This window comes from uncultured Eudoraea sp. (assembly GCF_947258525.1).
Lineage (GTDB): Bacteria > Bacteroidota > Bacteroidia > Flavobacteriales > Flavobacteriaceae > Eudoraea.
In genome coordinates, this window is the sequence record NZ_CAMYIP010000079.1 from 94,936 (window position 1) to 113,493 (window position 18,558).

Sequence of the window (18,558 nt, forward strand, 5' to 3'; positions counted from 1 at the left end):
TGGTTGTATGCCTAAAACGGACTTTGGACGCCCTTTTTGGAAAGAAAAAAATAGGCTAAAACCATAAATGAGATCAACCCACAGACCAAAAAACCAATAAACATGGGAAGTACACTGTCTATAACAAATTTACCGATATAAGCGCTTATAGCTACACCCATTATAGTAGCAATAAAACCGGTTATGGCAGCCCCTATACCTGCAATATGGCCCACAGGCTCCATGGCAATGGAGCGAAGGTTCCCAAAAAGAAATCCAAGAGCGAAGAACTGCAATGCGAAAAAGAGGAGTAGTACTCCAAAAGGAGGGTTACTTTTACCAGCAAATAGTACAATATAGAGTAGGGATATTAGCACATAGGATGCCATAGAAACAGTTACCAATCTCAACATGCCATATCGCAAAACCAGTGTTCCATTAAGCAGGGTAGCGGTGCCAATAGTTATTGCAAGGGCAGCGAAAATATAAGGGAAAGCTTCCTTCAGGGCGTATTGCTCCTGGAAAATCTGCTGCGAAGTACTCAGGTAAACCAAAAAGGAACCTGTAATAAAACCCCAGATGATAGTAAATAACATTGTTTGCCGGTAATTAAGTAATTCCTTGTAACCACTAACAAAGACACTGCCACGAAATGAAGTTCTTTTGCGGGGAACAAGCGTTTCCGGTTGTCTTTTCCAGAACCAGACAGCGACCAGAATTCCAAATACTACCTGGACATGAAAAATGGCCTTCCAACCGTAGAAATCCAGGATCCATTTTCCCAAAGCCGGAGCAATTATGGGTACGAGAATAAAGACAACAGTCACAAAAGACATTATCCTGGCCATATAATTCCCACTGTACTTATCACGAATCATCGCTATGCTAATGGTTCTCGGAGCAGAAAGGGCAAAACCCTGTAAGACACGACCCGTAATCATTATCTCCAGACTGTTGGCATAAACACATATGAGGCTGGCAAAAATAAAGAGTCCAAATCCCATAAAAACTACAGGTTTCCGACCCAAACTATCTGAAATTGGTCCGAACAAAAGCGGGCCGGTTCCCAGACCCAAAAAGAAAAGTAAAATGAGCAATTGATTATGTGCCGGGTTAGTAACACCTACTGCATTTCCAATAATATCCAGTGCAGGCAATAGCGCATCCAATGCCAAAGCAGCAATGGACATAAGAGCTGCCATAAGGGCGACAAATTCTAACTGGGATTGCACTTTTTTTACCATCCGGCAAAAGTACATCAAACCAAAGAAAGAAACTTAGCTAATTAGAAGGATCTGATGAAGAAATGTTTGGGAAGTTTTTTTAGAATAGCTCAAAAACATAACCCAGCAGCCAATAGAGTATTATAAATACAAAAATGGTTCCAAAGCAGCCACATTTTCCGCCTCCTATTTTTTTGGCGCCAATGGCCGCAAGTATTGCTCTGACTAAGTTTTTCATATGGCTTCAAATTTGTATTGAAGAAGATACGAAAATTCGCATTTATAATTCAAGATGTTTCAATACTTCGTAGACAATAAATGCCGGCCATAAAAGAGCTTTAATAAATCCTATCACCCCGGCCCAAAAGCTAGTGGCCATTTGAATGTAATATACAGCAGCGCCTAATAATCCCAATCCGTATACTGCATTAGAAGCCTGGTTTGTGTGGGTAATGTTTTTCGTGGACATAATTTTATCATTTTAGACAACAAAATTCCACTGCCTAATTAGGATCACCTATGATATATGTCAGTTTCGTTATTTAAGCATAAAGATGGGCGCTGAAAGAAGAAGAAATCTGAATAAGTCGTACATTTAGAAAGCAATAAGTTACAGCAGGATGAAGATTAGGATTTTAGGAAATTCAGTACGTTTCAGGCTTACCCGTACAGAAGTAAATACCCTTTGTGCCAAAGGGTATATAGAGAATCAAACAAAATTTAATACCGATGTTTTTACCTATGCGGTTCGATTAGTGGCTAATTCAGAAAAACTTGATGCACAATTCAGGGACAATACCATTACATTAAACCTACCTCAATCGCTGGGTAGTAATTGGCATCTCACAGAACGGGTAGGATTTAGTGAAACTATCGATATTAAAGACAATGGCGGTTTGTCACTCCTGTTAGAAAAAGATTTTACCTGCCTGGATGAGCGTCAGGAGGATCAGTCCGACAACTACCCAAACCCTAAAGCATTACTTTAATCAGATGAAGGAAAACAATTCTAAAAGAAATGTTTGTGTTAGAGGACCGGATGCATTTTCAGATCTCAAAATAACTGATCCTAAACCCTTTGCTGCAGGGAAAGAAGGGATTACTGCCGCAATGAAACACAGCTTCAAAGAAATGGGGGTTTTTAGAGCTATGACTACTTTGGTGCATATGAATCAGAAAGATGGTTTTGATTGTCCCAGTTGTGCATGGCCAGATCCGGAAAAGCCATCCAGACTAGGGGAGTACTGTGAAAACGGTGCTAAGGCTTTGGCCGATGAGGCTACAAACTCAACTATTGGAGCAGAGTTCTTTGCAAGATTTTCCGTAGAAGAATTGTCACTAAAAACCGATTATGAACTAAACTCCCTGGGTAGGTTAACGGAACCTATGGTTTTAAGGCAAGGGAGAATACATTATGAACCTATTTTATGGAAAGAGGCCTTTACACTTATTGCAGATAACCTTCATAATCTAGAAAGCCCTAACGAAGCTATTTTCTATACATCCGGACGTTCAAGCAATGAAGCGGCATTTTTATATGGTTTGTTTGCCAGGGCCTTTGGAACAAATAATTTACCCGATTGTTCCAATATGTGTCATGAATCCAGTGGTGTAGCACTTTCAGAAACTCTTGGAATAGGAAAAGGTTCTGTAAAACTCGAAGATCTATATAGAGCGGAAGTGATCATTGTAGCCGGACAAAACCCCGGAACAAATCATCCCCGGATGCTTTCGGCTTTAGAGAAATGCAAGGAAAACGGCGGTTATATTATTAGTATCAACCCTCTTGAAGAATCTGGACTGATGAATTTTAAAAATCCCCAACGTTTAAAAGGTTTATTGGGTTCAGGAGAACAGATAACAGACCTTCACCTCCCGGTAAAAATAAATCAGGATATCCCCTTGATAAAGCTAATCCTAAAAAAACTGGCTGCACTGGACGAGTTAGAGGGTAATATCTTTGATACTGACTTTATTGAGGAATATACAATAGGAGCAGAGGCCTTATTAAAAGATTTGGAATCTTATTCTGCGAAAGAACTATTAAAATTATGCGGTGTGCCCATGGAAAAAGTGGATGCCGCTGTAAAAATATTAGCTGAGAAACAGAAAATAATAGTTTGTTGGGCTATGGGACTAACCCAGCACAAGAATGGGGTAGAAACCATCAGAGAATATGTAAATCTTTTATTGCTAAAGGGAGCTATTGGCAAGCCTTTTAGTGGTACATGTCCGGTAAGAGGCCATAGTAACGTCCAGGGAGACAGGAGTGTAGGCATTATGCATTATGTGGACAAGAGTTTTAATAAGCGTATTGAAACTCATTTGGGATTTACACCACCTGCCGAAGCCGGTCTAGATGTAGTAGGAGCAATGCAGGCAATGCATGAAGGAAAAGGTAAAATATTTATAGCCCTTGGGGGAAATTTTTTAATGGCAGCATCAGATACCGATTATACGGCTGAAGCTTTGCAAAAGTGTGAACTTACGGTGCAGGTGAGCACCAAATTAAACCGAAGTCACCTTGTTACCGGTAAAACAGCATTGATTTTGCCCACTTACGGACGTTCTGAAAAGGAACAGGGTAATAATCGCTTTGTAACCGTAGAAAACAGCATGGGACGAGTGCGCAGATCAAAAGGAGTCTTAAAAGCTGCATCTGACCATTTGAAAAGTGAACCGGAACTAATTGCAAGTCTCGCGGATAATTATTTTAAGGGAGATCATGCGGTGGATTGGAAGCATTTGGGAACTGACTACAGTAAGATCAGGGAAATGATAGATAAGGTGGCAAAAGGCTTTGAAAATACTGAATCAAGAGCTAATGGAGTGGGTTACTATCTACCAAATAATGTTAGAGAACGGGATTTTAGCAAGTTACCCAATGGTAAAGCCAGAATAACAATAAACAAACTGCCGGAACATACCTTGAAAGCTGATGAATTTATGCTTATGACTATTCGGTCTCACGACCAGTTTAATACCACCATATATGGTATGGACGACAGATACCGGGGGGTATATAATGAAAGAAGGATAGTGTTTATGAATCCGGATGATATGGTAGAAAATGGTTTGGAGAAAATGGAGATTGTAAATCTGAACAGTACGTACGATGCCAAGACCAGAACAGCTTACAATTTTAAGGTTTTGCCTTATAAAATTCCAAGGGGTAATTTGGCAGCCTATTTTCCGGAGACTAATGCATTGGTACCTTATAATCACTTTGCGGATAGAAGTCGGACCCCGATTAGTAAATCCATCAGAGTGAGGGTTTGTAAACCGAAAACGCTTAAAAAACTAATATAGGAGCATAAGTGATGTATAGTAATAACGAGTTATTGATCGAATAAAATGTTCCTTAAACACCCTCTTATGGTTTGTTAAGGAAAATGACTTAATTTGGGTTTGAATAGGAGACACTTAAAATGAAAAAAATTCCATTACTTTTGCTTTGTGCGGGCATGTATTTCTTTGGCGCCAATGATCTTATTGCACAGCAAAGCCCTCAAAAACATGCCAAATTACAGGACGAAGAGGACAAGGGACCTGCACTGTTTAAATTTGAACCCGATTATCTGGCTGCCGAGGAGGCACGACGAAAAGAAATACTTCTGATGAGGACTTTAATAGATTCGATGGATATCTCGGAGGGTAAGCGGCAAAGGCTTGTACGGGATCTTTACAGGAATAAGGATTCCAAACTCCTTACCAAAATTTTATTGGCAAATAACAAATTTGAAGAATTGGAGGACTAACGTATATGAAAAATGGCACCTTTTATGCTCTGTTAAGTTTCTTCATTATACTGTTGTCGTGTGGCGAAAAAGTTAAAAATAAAATTAAGAAGGTTCATTATATTGATTCTCCTGCAGCAGAGAATAGTTCTTTGCCCAATTTGTTTTCTTCCAAAGAAAAGACGCTGATGTCCTGGATTGAAATGAGGGAGGATACCATAGCCATCTTGTTCTATGCTGAACTCAAAAATGGAGAATGGCAGACACCAAACGAAATAATAAGGGGTGCGGACTGGTTTGTGAATTGGGCCGATTTTCCTATGATTACTGAAAATGAAGGGCATTTAATGTCGCATGTACTTAAGAAAACTTCTTCGGATACATATTCGTATGATATAAAACTCAATGTAATTCCAAAAGATTCCACGGATTGGATCACTGATTTACCCCTGCACACAGACGAAACACCAACGGAACATGGATTTGTAACGGCTTTACCCTACAAAGAAGACTCCTTTTTTATAAGCTGGCTCGATGGGCGCAATTCTCAGGAAAAAGTAGACGGTTCCAGGGGTGCTATGGCCCTTAGGGCAGCTGAAGTTTCAGCATATGGACAAGTGGGTAATGAAATCGAATTGGATTCTAGAACCTGCGATTGCTGCCAGACCACTGCTGTTATAACGCACAACGGCCCTGTAGTAATTTACAGGGATCGCTCAGAGGAAGAAATAAGGGATATAAGTATTGTAAGGAATGTGGCAGGTAAATGGACTTCTCCTAAGACAATATATCCTGATAACTGGTTGATAAAAGGATGCCCCGTTAATGGGCCTAAGGCAGCAAATTTAGGCAATAACCTGGCTGTAGCATGGTTTACAGCCGCCATAGACCAACCAAAGGTAAACCTGGTATTTTCTAAAGATGGAGGGGTTAGTTTTGATAATCCTATCCAAATAAATGATGCCACTGCAATAGGCAGGGTAGATGTTTTATTATTGAAGAAGGGGATCGCCATTGTAAGCTGGATGCAAATGGAAGATAAAGGTGCAGTGTTAAAAGCAGTAAAAGTAGACAGCTCCGGAAACAGGGGAGAACCAGTTTTAATTGCCAGGCTGGAAGGTTCTCGCAGTACCGGTTTCCCGCAAATGGAATTGGTTGATGACAATGTTTATTTTGCATGGACACTTGTATCGGAGGCGGGAAGCAGTGTTAAAACAGCCTATATTAATTCAGACCAGTTCTAGTAACCTACCATGAAACAATAGAGTAATTGGATTTAAGGTAACAGCACCACATCACTTATCTTTGCTCTTATGGATTTAAAGAAGGCCATTTATTTTATGCTCCTGAGTACCCTGGCCTTTACGCTTATGAACGGACTACTGAAGTTCCTAACTTCGTACAGCGCTTATCAGATGGTTTTCTTCAGATCACTCGGTTCACTTTTTTTTACTTTTGGGTTTTTGCTTAACAGAGGTATTCCGGTGTTAGGAACACATCGCAAACTATTGATATTAAGAGGTTTAGTAGGCTCTACTTCAATGGTTTTATTTTTTATGGCCCTGCATTATATGCCTCTGGGTTCTGCTGTAGGTTTACGATATATTGCACCAATATTTGCCGCTATTTTTGCCATTTTGTTGCTAAGGGAAAAAGTAAAACCTATTCAGTGGTTGTTTTTTATTATCTCTTTTTTAGGAGTTTTGGTGCTAAAAGGCCTTGACAGGAACGTTCCATTAATTGGTTTGGCTTTAGTACTCATAGCTTCTGTCTTTAGTGGACTTGTATATATTATAATCCGGAAAATAGGTAGTAGGGAACATCCAGTGGTTATAGTAAATTATTTTATGTGTATTGCTACCATCATTGGTGGAGTGGGAGCCATTTTTAATTGGAAAACTCCTGTTGGAATAGATTGGTTCTTATTATCCAGCCTTGGGGTTTTTGGCTATTTTGGACAGTTGTTTATGACCAAAGCATTTCAAATGGGAGAGACAAATGCTATAGCACCTTTAAAATATTTAGAAGTCTTTTTTGCTGTAATCGTTGGAGTTATATTTTTAGTTGAAGAATACGTTATCTGGAGTTTTGTTGGGATGGCCATGATAATAGGCGGCTTATTGCTCAACATTTGGTTTAAACAGCGATTGCTAAAGAAATAGGATTATAGATGGGAGGGGAGGGCTTAAAAATATATCATAATGTTAATAGAAAAATGTGATTAAATTTATTATCTTATTGATTATTAAGGGAATATAATAGTTTTAAAATGAAAAAGGGGTTTATTGCATTAGGATTATTAACTGTTTTATGGAGCTGTGGAAGTTCCCAAAAGACAGCAGCTTCGACAGTGCAGAGCCAGGTGTTGGAGAAACTGGTGGAGCAAAAGTCTTTTCAAATTGTATCTGAATGGGCACAACCCATGAATACGAATGCCATGAATAGTATTGCCAGCAGCGGATTGCTACTCCCGGGTAATTCTGGCAGTAATATTAGCTTAATTGCTAATCCGAATTATCTGAAGATGAAGGGCGATTCTGTCGCTGCTTATTTGCCTTATTTTGGGGAACGCCAGCTATCCGGGGGATATGGAATTGGAAGTGCCATTGAATTTAAAGGACTTCCTGATAAATTGGAGGTATCACAGAATATTAAGAAAGAAACCTATACAATAGTCTTCACGATCAAAGAAAAATCAGAAGTATATCAGGTAACGGTAACTTTGTTTAACAGCCTTGCCAGTCATGTAACTATTAATAGTTCGCAGCGTAATTTTATCCGTTATATAGGAAAAGTCTCAGAACTGTCTAAGGAGGGAGATGGCTTGCAGTGATTGCAAACTGGAACAAAAAAAAACTCCTGACATTTTAGTTTAAACAGGAGTTGTTTATTTTACAAAAACAGGATTCTTAATTAGCGTTTATCCCAATATCAGCAATGGCCACAACATCCGGGTTAGTGCTGCTCTCCTCGATCCTTACATGCCCATCCAGATTTAAGAGTTTGTCAAAATCAATTGGGGTACCGTCATCTAACTGGGTTACCACGGTAGTACTGACTGCACAGGTACAGGGCTCGAGGGTAATAGCTACAGGGCCACCTTCAGCAGCTGTATTAAAACGGATATTTGCCGGGTGTTCGTCTGTATTGGTATTAAGTAGCTCAATAAGAATAGTTGTGTTGTCATTGCTATCCCTGGTAAAGGAAGCGGTACCGGTAATACCTGATGCATTTACGGGGCTTAATTCGTAATCGATCTGATCAACAATAATTTCATTTACTCCGGTGGGTTCTATATCGCTATTATTACAACTAAATAGTAGTGTTAACGCGATGAACATGAAAAAAGTTGGGGCTTTTTTCATCTTCGCCAATTTTATAGGTTATTTTCTTAAGGTTATTTTCCTAAACAAATTTACGCAACAAACTAACAAATTTTTATAAATGGTTCATTTTATTCGCTAATATGAATTAATATTTCGCTGACAGGAAATTTCAGACCTGACTAAAGTAATATGAAAAAATGCTAATTGAGACTTTATGTCCGAAGTGGGGTAAAGATCTATAAACCCTAACTTGTATTTAAGCCAGGACTTGTTTTTTTTCAACCTAACGAAACCTTAATTTGCGTTTGTGCCTATATCCGCTACTGAAACAACCATATTTGGGTTGGCACTGCTTTCCCCAATACTTACATGTCCATCCAGATTTAAAAGCTTGTCAAAATCTACGGGGGTACCATCATCTAAACGAGTCACCACTGTTGTGCCAACAGCACATTCGCAAACCTCAAGAGTTATAGCAATGGTGCTGCCGCCTTCAGCTGCACTGCCGAAACGAACAAAGGCAGGGTGTTCTTTAGTTGTGGTATTTTGAAGTTCAATTAGGATAGTTGTATTGTCGTTGCTATCTCGGGTTAGAGTTGCTTTTCCTGTAATTCCGGAGCCATTAACAGCGCTTAATGAGTAATCGATCTGATCAACAATTATTTCATTTACTCCTGTGGGTTCTATATTATTGTCTTTACCGCAACTCGAAAGAATTGTTAAAGCGATGAGCAATAAAAAATAAGGGGCTTTTTTCATTTTCATATTTTTTTTGGCTATTTTCTTCCACGAATTTATATAAAGCAATTTGTAATACTTCGCGAAGAATTCATTTATTCGGTGAATTGTTATTAAAAATCGTTTAACGCAATATTAAGAGTTTGCAAGATTATTCTTTTGGCCACGTAAGAACTGGATGTATTATTACGTGTATGTATACGTAATAATATTTATAAGTTATTGAGAAACAGCGGCTCCGAAAAGTGTATTAGCTTTAGTATTCGAACTTATTTTAGGGACCAAAGAGAATATGGGAGGTAAGTTCTGAAAAAGTCTATTTGACATACAACATCTTTTAAAATTATCCTGCGGATGATTTTAAAAGGGTGCGAGCTGATGCGGCTGGGATTATGTCAACAACATCGATATGGGGGAGTATTGAAATATTCTATTTGACATAATATAAATTATGGTTCAAATATGTCTGTATTGTAAAACGGCGCATACCCCGTATTTGATATAATTGTAGATATAGCTGACACGCCAGTGTTCTATATCGTCAACAATTATGTCAAAGCCGTTTTACTGAAAGGCTTGTTTATATTCGTAAGTCATAATTCTATTATGTAAAATATCCTTCAACATTTTCCCTTCCAATTGTAACAGATCAGCTCTTGTTCTAAGGGATAAAAAAAACGCCTTACCAATATGATAAGACGTTTTGTTCCATATTGGGATTGACTGTTCTATAGTATGTCTACCAATTCGAGATCAAACACAAGATCCTGGCCCGCTAAGGGATGGTTGGCATCTATTATAATATCTTCTGCTTCAACTTTAGCAATTCTGAATTGTTGTTGAGATCCATCAGCATTATTGCCTACTAAACCCATTCCAACTTCCGGCTTAATATCTTCAGGCAGATCTTTTTTAGGGACTTTATGAAAAAGTGCCTCATTTACCTCGCCATAAGCTTCATTCTTTTCAATCTTAATTGTTTTCTTCTCATTTACCTCCATATCAATCAGTCCTTTTTCAAAACCAGGGATTAACTGGCCTTTTCCAAGCTCCACTTGTAATGGTTCTCGTTCTAATGAACTATCAAAAACTTGTCCATCATTTAGTTTCCCTGTATAATGGACTTTTACCACGTCATTTTCTTTTACTTTACTCATAATTATTCGTTTGTATTTTTAAAAAACGATGCAAAGATATGTGGTATAAAATGGTTAAAAGAAGGAATTCAAAAAAACATTACTTTCTACATAACCTTGCTTACAGAAAGTGTTTATACGCAAGGATCATCTTATTGGAATAGCATTCCTGAAAATAAAGTATAGGATTACAGCTAAAAGAAATAAATCGTGAAACTTCTAAACAAACTCGTGTAGCATACCCTTTTTATAGTATTTCCTCTCCCCTGCCAAATCATAAAATTGTTAAATATTTCTTAATATAGTACCTTTTTATACATAGTACTGTAACAAAAAATATTAACCGTCGTCTATTGCATAAAGACAACAACTAAAAAAACAAAGTGATGTTTAATTTCGCAATCTTTATTTTTACCAAAGCGATTAAAATGTTCGGAATTTCCGCAGCAGTATATGACATTTACTTTAGCCTGTTCAGTTCAATGGAGATTAACTTTACCCTCTTAATTTATACCCTGGTCATTGAATCCTTTTTTGTGTTTATGAAAACTACCCATATTGAAATTCCATTATGGCTGGAAGCCATAGAAGATTTTATTTAAAATCAGAGCGTCTCAATACCTTTATCTCCTTAAATATTTACCTCCCCTTCCGTTTGGCAGTTAATGCAAGAAATTCTATTACAAAATGATAGTTAGGAAATACCGTGTGTTTTTACGTTTTTATCGATTTGATGAACAAGCCCCCTTAAAAAATTACCGGGACCAATCTCGGTAAATTCAGTGGCTCCATCCTCTATCATATGGAGAATGGTATGCCTCCACATTACCGGATGCGTTAATTGATCAACTAAATTTTTCTTAATCAAAGCCACATCTTCTGTTGGTCTTCCTGCAATATTCTGGTAAATAGGACAAATAGGTTTTTTAAATTCGGTTTCCTCTATGGCTGCTTTAAACTCTTCCACTATTGGTTCCATAAAGGGCGAATGAAATGCACCACTTACCGGCAAATTTACCACCGCCTTGGCACCCGGCCTCAATTTATCACAAGCTTCTTTCAGGGCTTTCTTCTCACCCGAAATAACAACCTGATGTAGCGCATTGTAATTGGCAGGGACCACTACCCCATCTACATGCTCACAGATATCTTTAACGATTACATCATATAACCCAACCACAACGGCCATTCCGGTATTCTCATCTTGACATACTTTTTGCATAGCAGTGGCGCGTCTGGAGATAAGTTTCAGGGCCGCTTCAAAATCCAAAGCTTCAATAGCAGCCAATGCTGATATCTCGCCCAGGGAATGCCCGGCAACCATATCGGGTTTAAAATCCGCTCCCATGGTTTTTGACAAGATATAGGAATGTAGAAAAATTGCAGGCTGGGAAAATTTTGTTTGTTTCAGATCTCTTGCAGAGCCTTTAAACATGACATCCGTAATAGAAAATCCTAAAAGTTCATTAGCCCTGTTAAAATATTCCCGTGCCAATTCAGATTTCTGATATAATTTTTTCCCCATACCAGGGAATTGTGTGCCTTGACCAGGAAATAAGTACGCATGCATAAATACAGTAGATTTTTAGTGAATCAATTTATATCAGACTTAAGTAGATAAGAAATTACTGCCTTGTTGATAACAAGAACCGTAGCATTCTTATCATGAATATAAAGAAACTATATTTTCTTACAAATTTTGTTTAAAAACGATAATATTCAAGTTTAATGGTTATAAGTCATTTCATGCACTCATCTTCGTTCAACTTCATCGGACAGGTATAAGCCAGAACACTTTAGAACAGATGCACCAGTAATTTGTATAAAGGGCGTAAGGACTATTCTTTAATTGTTAAGCTTTTAATTTTTTAATTGCTATCGGACCATTTTCTGTGGATAAGAAAAGTAATGATCCTCCACCATTAATTCTTGCTGTATTAATTATTGGTTGCCTGGAATACTGTTTTGAATTTAGATTGATGATTTTCTTATCAGAATCTATATTAAAATCCGATTCAACATAGCCATTTTTGCGTGAAATCAACCTTAAATCGCGTTTAGCGGTATGAGGCAAAGCTACTGTTACTCCACCATTAATAGTTACTAATGAAATGGGCTGTTTTTTATCAATTGTATCAAAACTTGTAGCTATCTCTCCATTAGCTGCATTGACAAGGGCATATTTACCGATTCGCTCTAATTTTACTGAACCGTTTAGGGTATTTATTTCAACTCCATTTCTAAGGTTCTCGGCATAAATTTCACCTCCTTTTAAAAGCTCAATTTCAAGAAATAAATTTTCTGGAATTTTTAAGTTCAAATCTATGGATTCAAAGCCTTTTGGTTTTCTGGTTTGTATATAGAGTTTCTTCTTTATTACCTCAAAACTCACAAAATTTGATAGATCATCAATGCTTACAGTTTTTTTTGAAGTATCTGTGTGCTTTGCCTCTATGTTAAAGACTTTTTTCTTATTAATAGTAGTTCCAATGACATTAATGTTGCCCCAATAGGAAGTAATATATACCCCTTCTATATCTTTATAATCAGACAGATCTTTTTGGCTGTAACTATTTGTGCTAACTACTAGCAGAAGTGTTATTAGAATAAGATTAATTGTTTTCATAATTGTTCGTTTTTTGATGTTTTTACTGATTTGATAAAATATATTTTACTTTTTGCCTAACCGTCTTATCCAAATCTTTTCTTTGATTAAAAACTAATAATTCACTTGAAAAATCGATATGCTCCGAGGATTCAAGCGAGTTTAGAAGTGCCATTTGAACTGATGGAATGGATTCAGATTTAAGACTGTTATAAAATTCGTTATCTAATTTAGATTGATAATTAGCCAACAAATCAACTATGGTAACTTTAATATTCGGATTAATTTCATTTTTTAATTCACTTTTCAGCCAACTTATATCTCCTGAGCTTAATTGCTGTTTGTTCAACTCATAAATAAAACCCAGTCTATCCGGATTCGACCGGAGTTTCCTATAATCATATTCAAAACCATTATTGCTATTAGTGAGCATAAAAAATAGGATGATTATACTTGCAGCTGCAGTCAAATATGGCCACCACGCTTTAAATTTTATTATCGGTTTTGAATTAGTGTTTTTTTCCTCAACAAATTTGTAGAATTTAGCATCTGTTGCTGGACTAACTTTCTCATGAGGGATTCCTTTTAATTCTGATAGTATCTGTTTTAATTCTTCTCCTTGCTCAGAAACTTCTTCATTCACTGGTTTATTGGTAACGCCGTCTAAATAATCCATTATTTCTTTATCAAACTGATCTTCTTTCATAGTTCTGAATCTTTTAGTAGTTCTTTTAAATTTTTAAGCGCTCTGCATACCTTAATACGCGCATTATTAATGGATATATTTTCATTGGCAGCAATGTCTTCATAGGTCATTTCCAACAGGTAATACATGTTTATGATATTTCTTTGAGGAGGTTTTAATTTATTGAGAGCGGCATGCAACAGTTTGTCTCTACTTTTTGTTTCATCAGGAAGCTCAGGCTGAATCATTATAATTTCCTGCTTCAATTTATCAATGGATTGACGTTTACCCCACTTCTTATAATAATCCTTTGAAAGATTGGAAGCTATTTGAAATATCCATGGACGTGCCTTTTTGGTTGCACTATAACTGCTTCTATATTTATAAATTCTTTCAAAGGTTTCCATTAAGAGATCATTGCTTGCATTATAATCCTGAATTGTTCGTATAAAAAAAGTAAACAGGATATTTTTATACCGCTCATAAAGAACACCCAGGCTCTTGGTATCGCCATTTTTTATATTGGTCATTAAGTGTTCGTCAGTTAAGCCGGTCATATAGTATATATACTTAAAATTTCCTTTTTCATTTCACTTTTAATTTAATAAAATCTTACTGCACGAATTTTACTTCGCTTCTTTATAGCTAAAAATGAGTGTTTGCCAGCTCCCATCCTTTCCTCCTCCGCTCATTCTTTCTGGAAGAGCCTATGCTTCCAAAATGTGCTTTAAGATGGTTTGGGGTACAAAAAAGCCAGTACACAAGTATACTGGCTTTGTCTTTTAAAATTGGATTTATCGTTAGCTTTTCAGGGATTTCATATCAATTACAAAGCGATACTTAACATCGCTTTTCAGCATCCGTTCATAAGCAGCATTTATGTCCTGCATATTAATCACTTCTATGTCTGAAGTAATATTATGTTTACCGCAGAAATCCAGTAGCTCTTGAGTTTCGGCTATTCCACCAATCAGAGATCCGGCTACTGATTTACGACCCATAATAAGCGGAACCGTCACCAGCATTGGATCTAATGGTCCTAAATAGCCTACAACAACCAACGTACCATTAGTATTCAATGTGCCTATATAAGGATTTAAATCGTGTTCATAAGGAACCGTGTCAATAATTATGTCAAAACGGCCCATAGCACTCTGCATTTGAGACTCGTCCGTAGAAATAATTATTTCATCTGCACCCAAAGCTTTTGCATCATCTATTTTGTTTGTTGATCTGGAAAACAAAGTAACATGAGCCCCTAAAGCATCTGCTAATTTAATAGCCATATGACCCAGGCCACCCAAACCAACAACAGCCACTTTGCTATCTTTACCAACATTCCAGTGACGCAAGGGCGACCAGGTAGTAATTCCTGCACATAAAACCGGCGCAATACCTGCTAAATCCAGATTTTCCGGTATACTTAAAACAAAAGCTTCGTCAACTACAATTGTTTCGGAATACCCTCCATGGGTATTTGTATCCAGATGTTTATCAAAACCTCCATACGTTCCAACCCATTCCGGACAGTATTGCTCCTCATCATTTTTGCAACTGCCGCAGGTTCTGCAGGAATCAACCAAACATCCGACTGCAACTAAATCACCTTCTTTATACTGCTTTACATCTACCCCTACTTTTAATACCTTCCCTACTATTTCATGTCCCGGGACTACTGGATATTGGGTCATGCCCCAGTCGTTACGTGCAAAATGCAAATCCGAATGGCATACTCCACAATAAAGAATATCTATTTCAACATCTTTTGGAGTCACTTCCCTCCTGTTAATATCCAGTTGTTTTAAATCTGCATCTGCAGCTACTGTTCCATAAGCTTTGATATTTTTTACCTTCATATTTTCTTGAATTTAGCGTATTATTTGATTACTTATTACTGGTTTTATTGCTATGATGTTAAAATACAAAAAGTAACATAAAAATGTAGTCATGTTAACCTTGCAAATTGTGTTTTTCTTCTTCTGATCTTTAAGCCAATCAGTAACTATCGGGACACTAATGTCTTAGGATATAAACTAATCCTTGGTTTGTTCTTGCCAGCAATATCTCGCAGCAATAGTTTTTCCTGTTCCGCCTCCTTTTGTGATTTTCAGATCCTCAAGGATTTGTATCTGGTTACCGGTTCGAATTTTCATTTGCGCTTACAGGCATGAGACTGTGCTAGTTACTTTTTTGTCGGCATTTGGCGTATAAATTTTTGGGATGAGTTCTGGGCATTCGGACAAATTTTTCTACCTTTAAAAGAATCAATCGATTAATACTCTTTGATCATTAATTATTAATTAACAAAACATATATATTATGAGACGATTAAAAGAACTTAGATACTTTACTTTAGTACTACTTTTATTTGGTTTTATTGCAGCCGGCACTATAAGCTCTTGCAGAGACCAGAAGAAGAAAGAAAGTACCGAAGAACCGGCAGCAGAAGCTGAGAGTGAGGAGCATCCTACAGAAGCCAGTCCTGAAAGTGAAGAACATCCCTCAGCAGAAGGGGAAGAACACCCAACTAAAGAAGGTGATGAGCACCCTAGTAAAGAAGGTGATGAGCACCCTACTAAAGAAGGGGAAGAACATCCTAAAGATACCGTATCATAGCGTACTGTTGCTAGGAGGTTTCTTTCGCTGATTTCCTTTTAAAAGAGAAAAATGTTTTTGGAAATGCAGGCGTTTTGCCTATTTCCATGACGGGATATGCCAAAAAGTTGATAGGTCCTGTAATCGGACCGGGTTCCAGGATTAGATCCCGTCCCTGGGTAAATTCAATGCGATTTGCCGGATGCCTGCCAAAATAGTAAGTGGCCAGTGCACTGTATTTATTAGCTTCACTAATATCTACTGGCCACCATTTTCCCTCGGCATAAAATTCTGCCCAGCAGTGGTATCCATCAATACCCCCTTCGTCACGATCTGATGGGATTGAAGCTCCTACCGCAAACCGTGACGGGATTCCCGCAGATCTGGCCAACGAAATAAAAAGTGAGTGAAACTCCGTGCAATTGCCGGTTAGCGCATCACAAGCGTAAACCGCATCACCCGTACCATATTTACCCGCCTTTATATAACGCATGTTGTCTATGACATAATCGTACAAGGCCCTTGCCTGCATGATGGTGCCTTCACTGTTTTTTGATCCAATAATGGAATCTGCCAAAACTTTAAATCTATCACCGACAGGCATCAGTAAACTGGGGTTCAGATATTTAGCAAGATCCGAATCATCTTCATAAGGCTTTTTTTCCTGTCTTTGAACATCGTAGACAAGTTCCAATTTCTTTCCACTATGTTCCGGAGAAAGTTCCATATAAAATACGGAATTGCCATAATTGTTTTCCTCGAGTATCTGATGCTCCACAGGGGCCTCAATACTTAGCAATTCAATAGTTTGATAATCATCGCTCTGCGGCATAGGAATCCACATTTTAGCCGGTTCTTTTATTTCAGGCAATGTAACTTCATAAGAAAATTCAAATTTGTCATCTCCTTCAACAACCCCAAGCAGATCTGATGTTGCGTTCTGCACCGGCATTCTGTACCAGGTTTTGTCTTCACGCTGTTTCCAGGTATAAAAAGGTTTCCCGTTAAGCTTGTGCAAGGTAGTTTCTGTGACTGTCATACTACCCGGATCTCCTTCCAGAAAAAAATCCACATCGTAAACATCACCGCTCACGTCCGCCAAATCTACACATGCAAAATGACGCCGGGGACCTAAATTTGAAAGGTATTCGGTATGTACGCGTACCAATTTTAGCCGCAGTTCCTGTCCGTCTGAGGTCATGTTAAAATACCCTCCTCCTTCCTCTACCTTTTTAGCGATATTGGCTTTAATTCCTTCTTCGATATCTGCAGTAACTACTTTGGGTATATTGTTGTCAGCTAGTACTTTAGCTTCTTTTTTCTGCTTTGTGGCTGTATTACAGCCCATCAGCAAGGCGAGTAAAGATGCAAAGAAAATCCTGGGTACTTTCATTTTATAAACCAATTATTTGTTGTATGAATTTACAATAATTCCTCCGTTATCCCAATAAAGCGTGTAATACGCCACGAATCGTTCCTAATCCGGGTTTAAGTCATCAACATGCTGCATGTAGGTAGCTATGGTTTGTAGTTCTTCATCAGAAATATTCTGTAGAAAGCCATCAATATTTGCCTGCATAATTGCAACTTGTTCGGGAGTGGTGTCTACAATAGGCTCAGCTCTGCCTTTTAAAAATTCAAAGATGTCGCCATTTTGGGTTCGATAGATGTCCATGATTTCTTTAACGGAAGGACCGACGGTTGACTTATGCACATCATGACAGGTAACACAGGTCTTTTCAGAGAATAACCGGTTCCCTAAAAATATTTGAGAGTCCCAACTCAATTCCCCGCGTTGGGGCATCACATTGTTTTTAACAGGCATTGTTTTCTTATCCAACTTACAGCTGAATAGCACGAGAAATAAAACTAAGAATGATAGTAAACGCATATTATTTCTAATAGCTAACTTGAGGAATCGATTTAATATGTGCAAAAACATCAATCCCATGGATGGTGGTTTCTATATTTCCGGGTTTCAACTTAATACCCTTAACTGCATTTGTAGTCCCATCCGGGGAAACAGCAACAACATTATAAAAAATTATACCTTCATCAATAGCCCTGATATGTACAATATTCCCTGATTTACTAACACCTTTCACGGGTAGCACTATTCCTCCCTCGGTAATCGCCTTAATATCTAATATATTTCCTTCCTCGTCAATGGCTTTAACCGGATGGTATTTTTCTTCTCCTACTAACATTTTAACGGGCAACCTTTTTCCTTTTACGAATGCCTTAACATCCAGAAAACTTGTTTGTTCAGAATTTTGAATGGCTTTCACATCGTACATTCTGCCTTTCTTGTCAATCGCCTTTATTTTTAAATATTTCATTTCAGGTTTAAAGGCTTTTACATGCCATATTATTTCTTTGAATTCCTCATTTTCTGTTGTATTTTTTTGAGAATTACCAACATTAAAGCATATCGAAACGGACAGACAAATTAAAATGTATTGTTTCATAACTGAACAACTTATAGCACGAAGCATTAAAGCTACAAATTCACAATTGTACGAGGTATGACAATT

22 protein-coding genes are annotated in these 18,558 nt (G+C 37.6%); 8 read left to right on the top strand and 14 right to left on the bottom strand.

Annotation, left to right across the window (positions count from 1 at the left end; genetic code table 11):
* Window positions 1-11 precede the first annotated feature (11 nt).
* The 3 genes from Q0X89_RS06515 to Q0X89_RS06525 all read right to left on the bottom strand — a co-directional run bounded on the left by Q0X89_RS06515 (window position 12) and on the right by Q0X89_RS06525 (window position 1,671).
* Window positions 12-1,223: a multidrug effflux MFS transporter gene (locus tag Q0X89_RS06515; protein ID WP_297692337.1), complete on the bottom strand. Its 1,212-nt coding sequence runs from the start codon at window positions 1,221-1,223 to the stop codon at window positions 12-14.
* 79 nt (window positions 1,224-1,302) lie between these two features.
* Complete coding sequence (locus tag Q0X89_RS06520; protein WP_297692339.1) at window positions 1,303-1,440, bottom strand: hypothetical protein; 138 nt, start codon at window positions 1,438-1,440, stop codon at window positions 1,303-1,305.
* Window positions 1,441-1,482: 42 nt separating this feature from the next.
* Window positions 1,483-1,671 (bottom strand): hypothetical protein, encoded by a 189-nt coding sequence (locus tag Q0X89_RS06525; RefSeq protein ID WP_297692340.1) that lies wholly within the window; start codon window positions 1,669-1,671, stop codon window positions 1,483-1,485.
* A 151-nt stretch (window positions 1,672-1,822) separates the two neighbouring features.
* Between Q0X89_RS06525 and Q0X89_RS06530 the strand changes: the two genes are divergently transcribed.
* The 6 genes from Q0X89_RS06530 (at window position 1,823) to Q0X89_RS06555 (ending at window position 7,772) form a co-directional block, all read left to right on the top strand.
* Window positions 1,823-2,191 carry a hypothetical protein gene (locus Q0X89_RS06530; RefSeq protein ID WP_297692342.1) on the top strand — a complete coding sequence of 123 codons (369 nt, stop codon included), beginning with the start codon at window positions 1,823-1,825 and terminating at the stop codon, window positions 2,189-2,191.
* A 4-nt stretch (window positions 2,192-2,195) separates the two neighbouring features.
* Entirely contained in the window at window positions 2,196-4,511 is a 2,316-nt protein-coding gene (locus Q0X89_RS06535; RefSeq protein ID WP_297692344.1) for an FdhF/YdeP family oxidoreductase, read from the top strand.
* A 119-nt stretch (window positions 4,512-4,630) separates the two neighbouring features.
* Window positions 4,631-4,960 carry a hypothetical protein gene (locus tag Q0X89_RS06540; protein ID WP_297692346.1) on the top strand — a complete coding sequence of 110 codons (330 nt, stop codon included), beginning with the start codon at window positions 4,631-4,633 and terminating at the stop codon, window positions 4,958-4,960.
* 5 nt (window positions 4,961-4,965) lie between these two features.
* Entirely contained in the window at window positions 4,966-6,183 is a 1,218-nt protein-coding gene (locus Q0X89_RS06545) for a hypothetical protein (RefSeq protein ID WP_297692348.1), read from the top strand.
* A gap of 69 nt (window positions 6,184-6,252) precedes the next feature.
* Complete coding sequence (locus Q0X89_RS06550) at window positions 6,253-7,101, top strand: DMT family transporter (RefSeq protein ID WP_297692350.1); 849 nt, start codon at window positions 6,253-6,255, stop codon at window positions 7,099-7,101.
* A 107-nt stretch (window positions 7,102-7,208) separates the two neighbouring features.
* Window positions 7,209-7,772: a DUF4251 domain-containing protein gene (locus Q0X89_RS06555; protein ID WP_297692352.1), complete on the top strand. Its 564-nt coding sequence runs from the start codon at window positions 7,209-7,211 to the stop codon at window positions 7,770-7,772.
* A gap of 76 nt (window positions 7,773-7,848) precedes the next feature.
* Here Q0X89_RS06555 and Q0X89_RS06560 read toward each other — a convergent pair whose 3' ends face one another.
* The 3 genes from Q0X89_RS06560 to Q0X89_RS06570 all read right to left on the bottom strand — a co-directional run bounded on the left by Q0X89_RS06560 (window position 7,849) and on the right by Q0X89_RS06570 (window position 10,160).
* A complete protein-coding gene (locus Q0X89_RS06560; protein WP_297692354.1) occupies window positions 7,849-8,304 on the bottom strand; it encodes a hypothetical protein in 456 nt (151 codons plus the stop codon).
* A gap of 255 nt (window positions 8,305-8,559) precedes the next feature.
* Complete coding sequence (locus Q0X89_RS06565) at window positions 8,560-9,024, bottom strand: hypothetical protein (protein WP_297692356.1); 465 nt, start codon at window positions 9,022-9,024, stop codon at window positions 8,560-8,562.
* A gap of 707 nt (window positions 9,025-9,731) precedes the next feature.
* The gene (locus Q0X89_RS06570; RefSeq protein WP_297692358.1) at window positions 9,732-10,160 is read right to left on the bottom strand and encodes a peptidylprolyl isomerase; all 429 of its coding nucleotides are present in this window, start codon (window positions 10,158-10,160) and stop codon (window positions 9,732-9,734) included.
* A 365-nt stretch (window positions 10,161-10,525) separates the two neighbouring features.
* On the opposite strand from Q0X89_RS06570, the gene Q0X89_RS06575 reads away from it, so the two are divergent.
* A complete protein-coding gene (locus tag Q0X89_RS06575) occupies window positions 10,526-10,741 on the top strand; it encodes a hypothetical protein (protein ID WP_297692360.1) in 216 nt (71 codons plus the stop codon).
* A 92-nt stretch (window positions 10,742-10,833) separates the two neighbouring features.
* On the opposite strand, the gene fabD is transcribed toward Q0X89_RS06575, so the two are convergent.
* From fabD to Q0X89_RS06600, 5 genes are all read right to left on the bottom strand, one after another.
* Window positions 10,834-11,709 carry an ACP S-malonyltransferase gene (gene fabD / locus Q0X89_RS06580; protein ID WP_297692362.1) on the bottom strand — a complete coding sequence of 292 codons (876 nt, stop codon included), beginning with the start codon at window positions 11,707-11,709 and terminating at the stop codon, window positions 10,834-10,836.
* Between the two features lie 282 nt (window positions 11,710-11,991).
* On the bottom strand, window positions 11,992-12,765 hold the full coding sequence (locus Q0X89_RS06585; RefSeq protein WP_297692364.1) for a hypothetical protein: 774 nt from the start codon (window positions 12,763-12,765) through the stop codon (window positions 11,992-11,994).
* Window positions 12,766-12,787: 22 nt separating this feature from the next.
* The gene (locus Q0X89_RS06590; protein WP_297692366.1) at window positions 12,788-13,450 is read right to left on the bottom strand and encodes a hypothetical protein; all 663 of its coding nucleotides are present in this window, start codon (window positions 13,448-13,450) and stop codon (window positions 12,788-12,790) included.
* On the bottom strand, window positions 13,447-13,986 hold the full coding sequence (locus tag Q0X89_RS06595) for an RNA polymerase sigma factor (protein ID WP_297692368.1): 540 nt from the start codon (window positions 13,984-13,986) through the stop codon (window positions 13,447-13,449). Before Q0X89_RS06595 ends, Q0X89_RS06590 begins: the two co-directional genes overlap by 4 nt.
* Before the next feature lie 243 nt (window positions 13,987-14,229).
* Window positions 14,230-15,285 carry an NAD(P)-dependent alcohol dehydrogenase gene (locus Q0X89_RS06600; protein WP_297692370.1) on the bottom strand — a complete coding sequence of 352 codons (1,056 nt, stop codon included), beginning with the start codon at window positions 15,283-15,285 and terminating at the stop codon, window positions 14,230-14,232.
* A gap of 463 nt (window positions 15,286-15,748) precedes the next feature.
* Here Q0X89_RS06600 and Q0X89_RS06605 point away from each other — a divergent pair, with 463 nt between their 5' ends.
* Window positions 15,749-16,045 (top strand): hypothetical protein, encoded by a 297-nt coding sequence (locus tag Q0X89_RS06605; protein ID WP_297692373.1) that lies wholly within the window; start codon window positions 15,749-15,751, stop codon window positions 16,043-16,045.
* Between the two features lie 10 nt (window positions 16,046-16,055).
* On the opposite strand, the gene Q0X89_RS06610 is transcribed toward Q0X89_RS06605, so the two are convergent.
* The 3 genes from Q0X89_RS06610 to Q0X89_RS06620 form a co-directional block, all read right to left on the bottom strand.
* Window positions 16,056-17,417: a transglutaminase-like domain-containing protein gene (locus tag Q0X89_RS06610; protein ID WP_297692375.1), complete on the bottom strand. Its 1,362-nt coding sequence runs from the start codon at window positions 17,415-17,417 to the stop codon at window positions 16,056-16,058.
* Between the two features lie 84 nt (window positions 17,418-17,501).
* The gene (locus Q0X89_RS06615) at window positions 17,502-17,849 is read right to left on the bottom strand and encodes a c-type cytochrome (RefSeq protein WP_297692377.1); all 348 of its coding nucleotides are present in this window, start codon (window positions 17,847-17,849) and stop codon (window positions 17,502-17,504) included.
* Window positions 17,850-17,922: 73 nt separating this feature from the next.
* Complete coding sequence (locus Q0X89_RS06620; RefSeq protein WP_297692379.1) at window positions 17,923-18,492, bottom strand: hypothetical protein; 570 nt, start codon at window positions 18,490-18,492, stop codon at window positions 17,923-17,925.
* Window positions 18,493-18,558 lie beyond the last annotated feature (66 nt).

Bases quoted from the DNA above. Each gene is read 5' to 3' on its own strand.
- Q0X89_RS06600 (WP_297692370.1), bottom strand. From the start codon at position 15,285: ATGAAGGTAAAAAATATCAAAGCTTATGGAACAGTAGCTGCAGATGCA.
- Q0X89_RS06530 (WP_297692342.1), top strand. From the start codon at position 1,823: ATGAAGATTAGGATTTTAGGAAATTCAGTACGTTTCAGGCTTACCCGT.
- Q0X89_RS06575 (WP_297692360.1), top strand. From the start codon at position 10,526: ATGTTTAATTTCGCAATCTTTATTTTTACCAAAGCGATTAAAATGTTC.
- Q0X89_RS06560 (WP_297692354.1), bottom strand. From the start codon at position 8,304: ATGAAAAAAGCCCCAACTTTTTTCATGTTCATCGCGTTAACACTACTA.
- Q0X89_RS06545 (WP_297692348.1), top strand. From the start codon at position 4,966: ATGAAAAATGGCACCTTTTATGCTCTGTTAAGTTTCTTCATTATACTG.
- Q0X89_RS06615 (WP_297692377.1), bottom strand. From the start codon at position 17,849: ATGCCTGTTAAAAACAATGTGATGCCCCAACGCGGGGAATTGAGTTGG.
- Q0X89_RS06520 (WP_297692339.1), bottom strand. From the start codon at position 1,440: ATGAAAAACTTAGTCAGAGCAATACTTGCGGCCATTGGCGCCAAAAAA.
- fabD (WP_297692362.1), bottom strand. From the start codon at position 11,709: ATGCATGCGTACTTATTTCCTGGTCAAGGCACACAATTCCCTGGTATG.
- Q0X89_RS06550 (WP_297692350.1), top strand. From the start codon at position 6,253: ATGGATTTAAAGAAGGCCATTTATTTTATGCTCCTGAGTACCCTGGCC.
- Q0X89_RS06555 (WP_297692352.1), top strand. From the start codon at position 7,209: ATGAAAAAGGGGTTTATTGCATTAGGATTATTAACTGTTTTATGGAGC.
- Q0X89_RS06585 (WP_297692364.1), bottom strand. From the start codon at position 12,765: ATGAAAACAATTAATCTTATTCTAATAACACTTCTGCTAGTAGTTAGC.
- Q0X89_RS06535 (WP_297692344.1), top strand. From the start codon at position 2,196: ATGAAGGAAAACAATTCTAAAAGAAATGTTTGTGTTAGAGGACCGGAT.
- Q0X89_RS06595 (WP_297692368.1), bottom strand. From the start codon at position 13,986: ATGACCGGCTTAACTGACGAACACTTAATGACCAATATAAAAAATGGC.
- Q0X89_RS06620 (WP_297692379.1), bottom strand. From the start codon at position 18,492: ATGAAACAATACATTTTAATTTGTCTGTCCGTTTCGATATGCTTTAAT.
- Q0X89_RS06515 (WP_297692337.1), bottom strand. From the start codon at position 1,223: ATGGTAAAAAAAGTGCAATCCCAGTTAGAATTTGTCGCCCTTATGGCA.
- Q0X89_RS06610 (WP_297692375.1), bottom strand. From the start codon at position 17,417: ATGAAAGTACCCAGGATTTTCTTTGCATCTTTACTCGCCTTGCTGATG.
- Q0X89_RS06565 (WP_297692356.1), bottom strand. From the start codon at position 9,024: ATGAAAAAAGCCCCTTATTTTTTATTGCTCATCGCTTTAACAATTCTT.
- Q0X89_RS06540 (WP_297692346.1), top strand. From the start codon at position 4,631: ATGAAAAAAATTCCATTACTTTTGCTTTGTGCGGGCATGTATTTCTTT.
- Q0X89_RS06590 (WP_297692366.1), bottom strand. From the start codon at position 13,450: ATGAAAGAAGATCAGTTTGATAAAGAAATAATGGATTATTTAGACGGC.
- Q0X89_RS06605 (WP_297692373.1), top strand. From the start codon at position 15,749: ATGAGACGATTAAAAGAACTTAGATACTTTACTTTAGTACTACTTTTA.
- Q0X89_RS06525 (WP_297692340.1), bottom strand. From the start codon at position 1,671: ATGTCCACGAAAAACATTACCCACACAAACCAGGCTTCTAATGCAGTA.
- Q0X89_RS06570 (WP_297692358.1), bottom strand. From the start codon at position 10,160: ATGAGTAAAGTAAAAGAAAATGACGTGGTAAAAGTCCATTATACAGGG.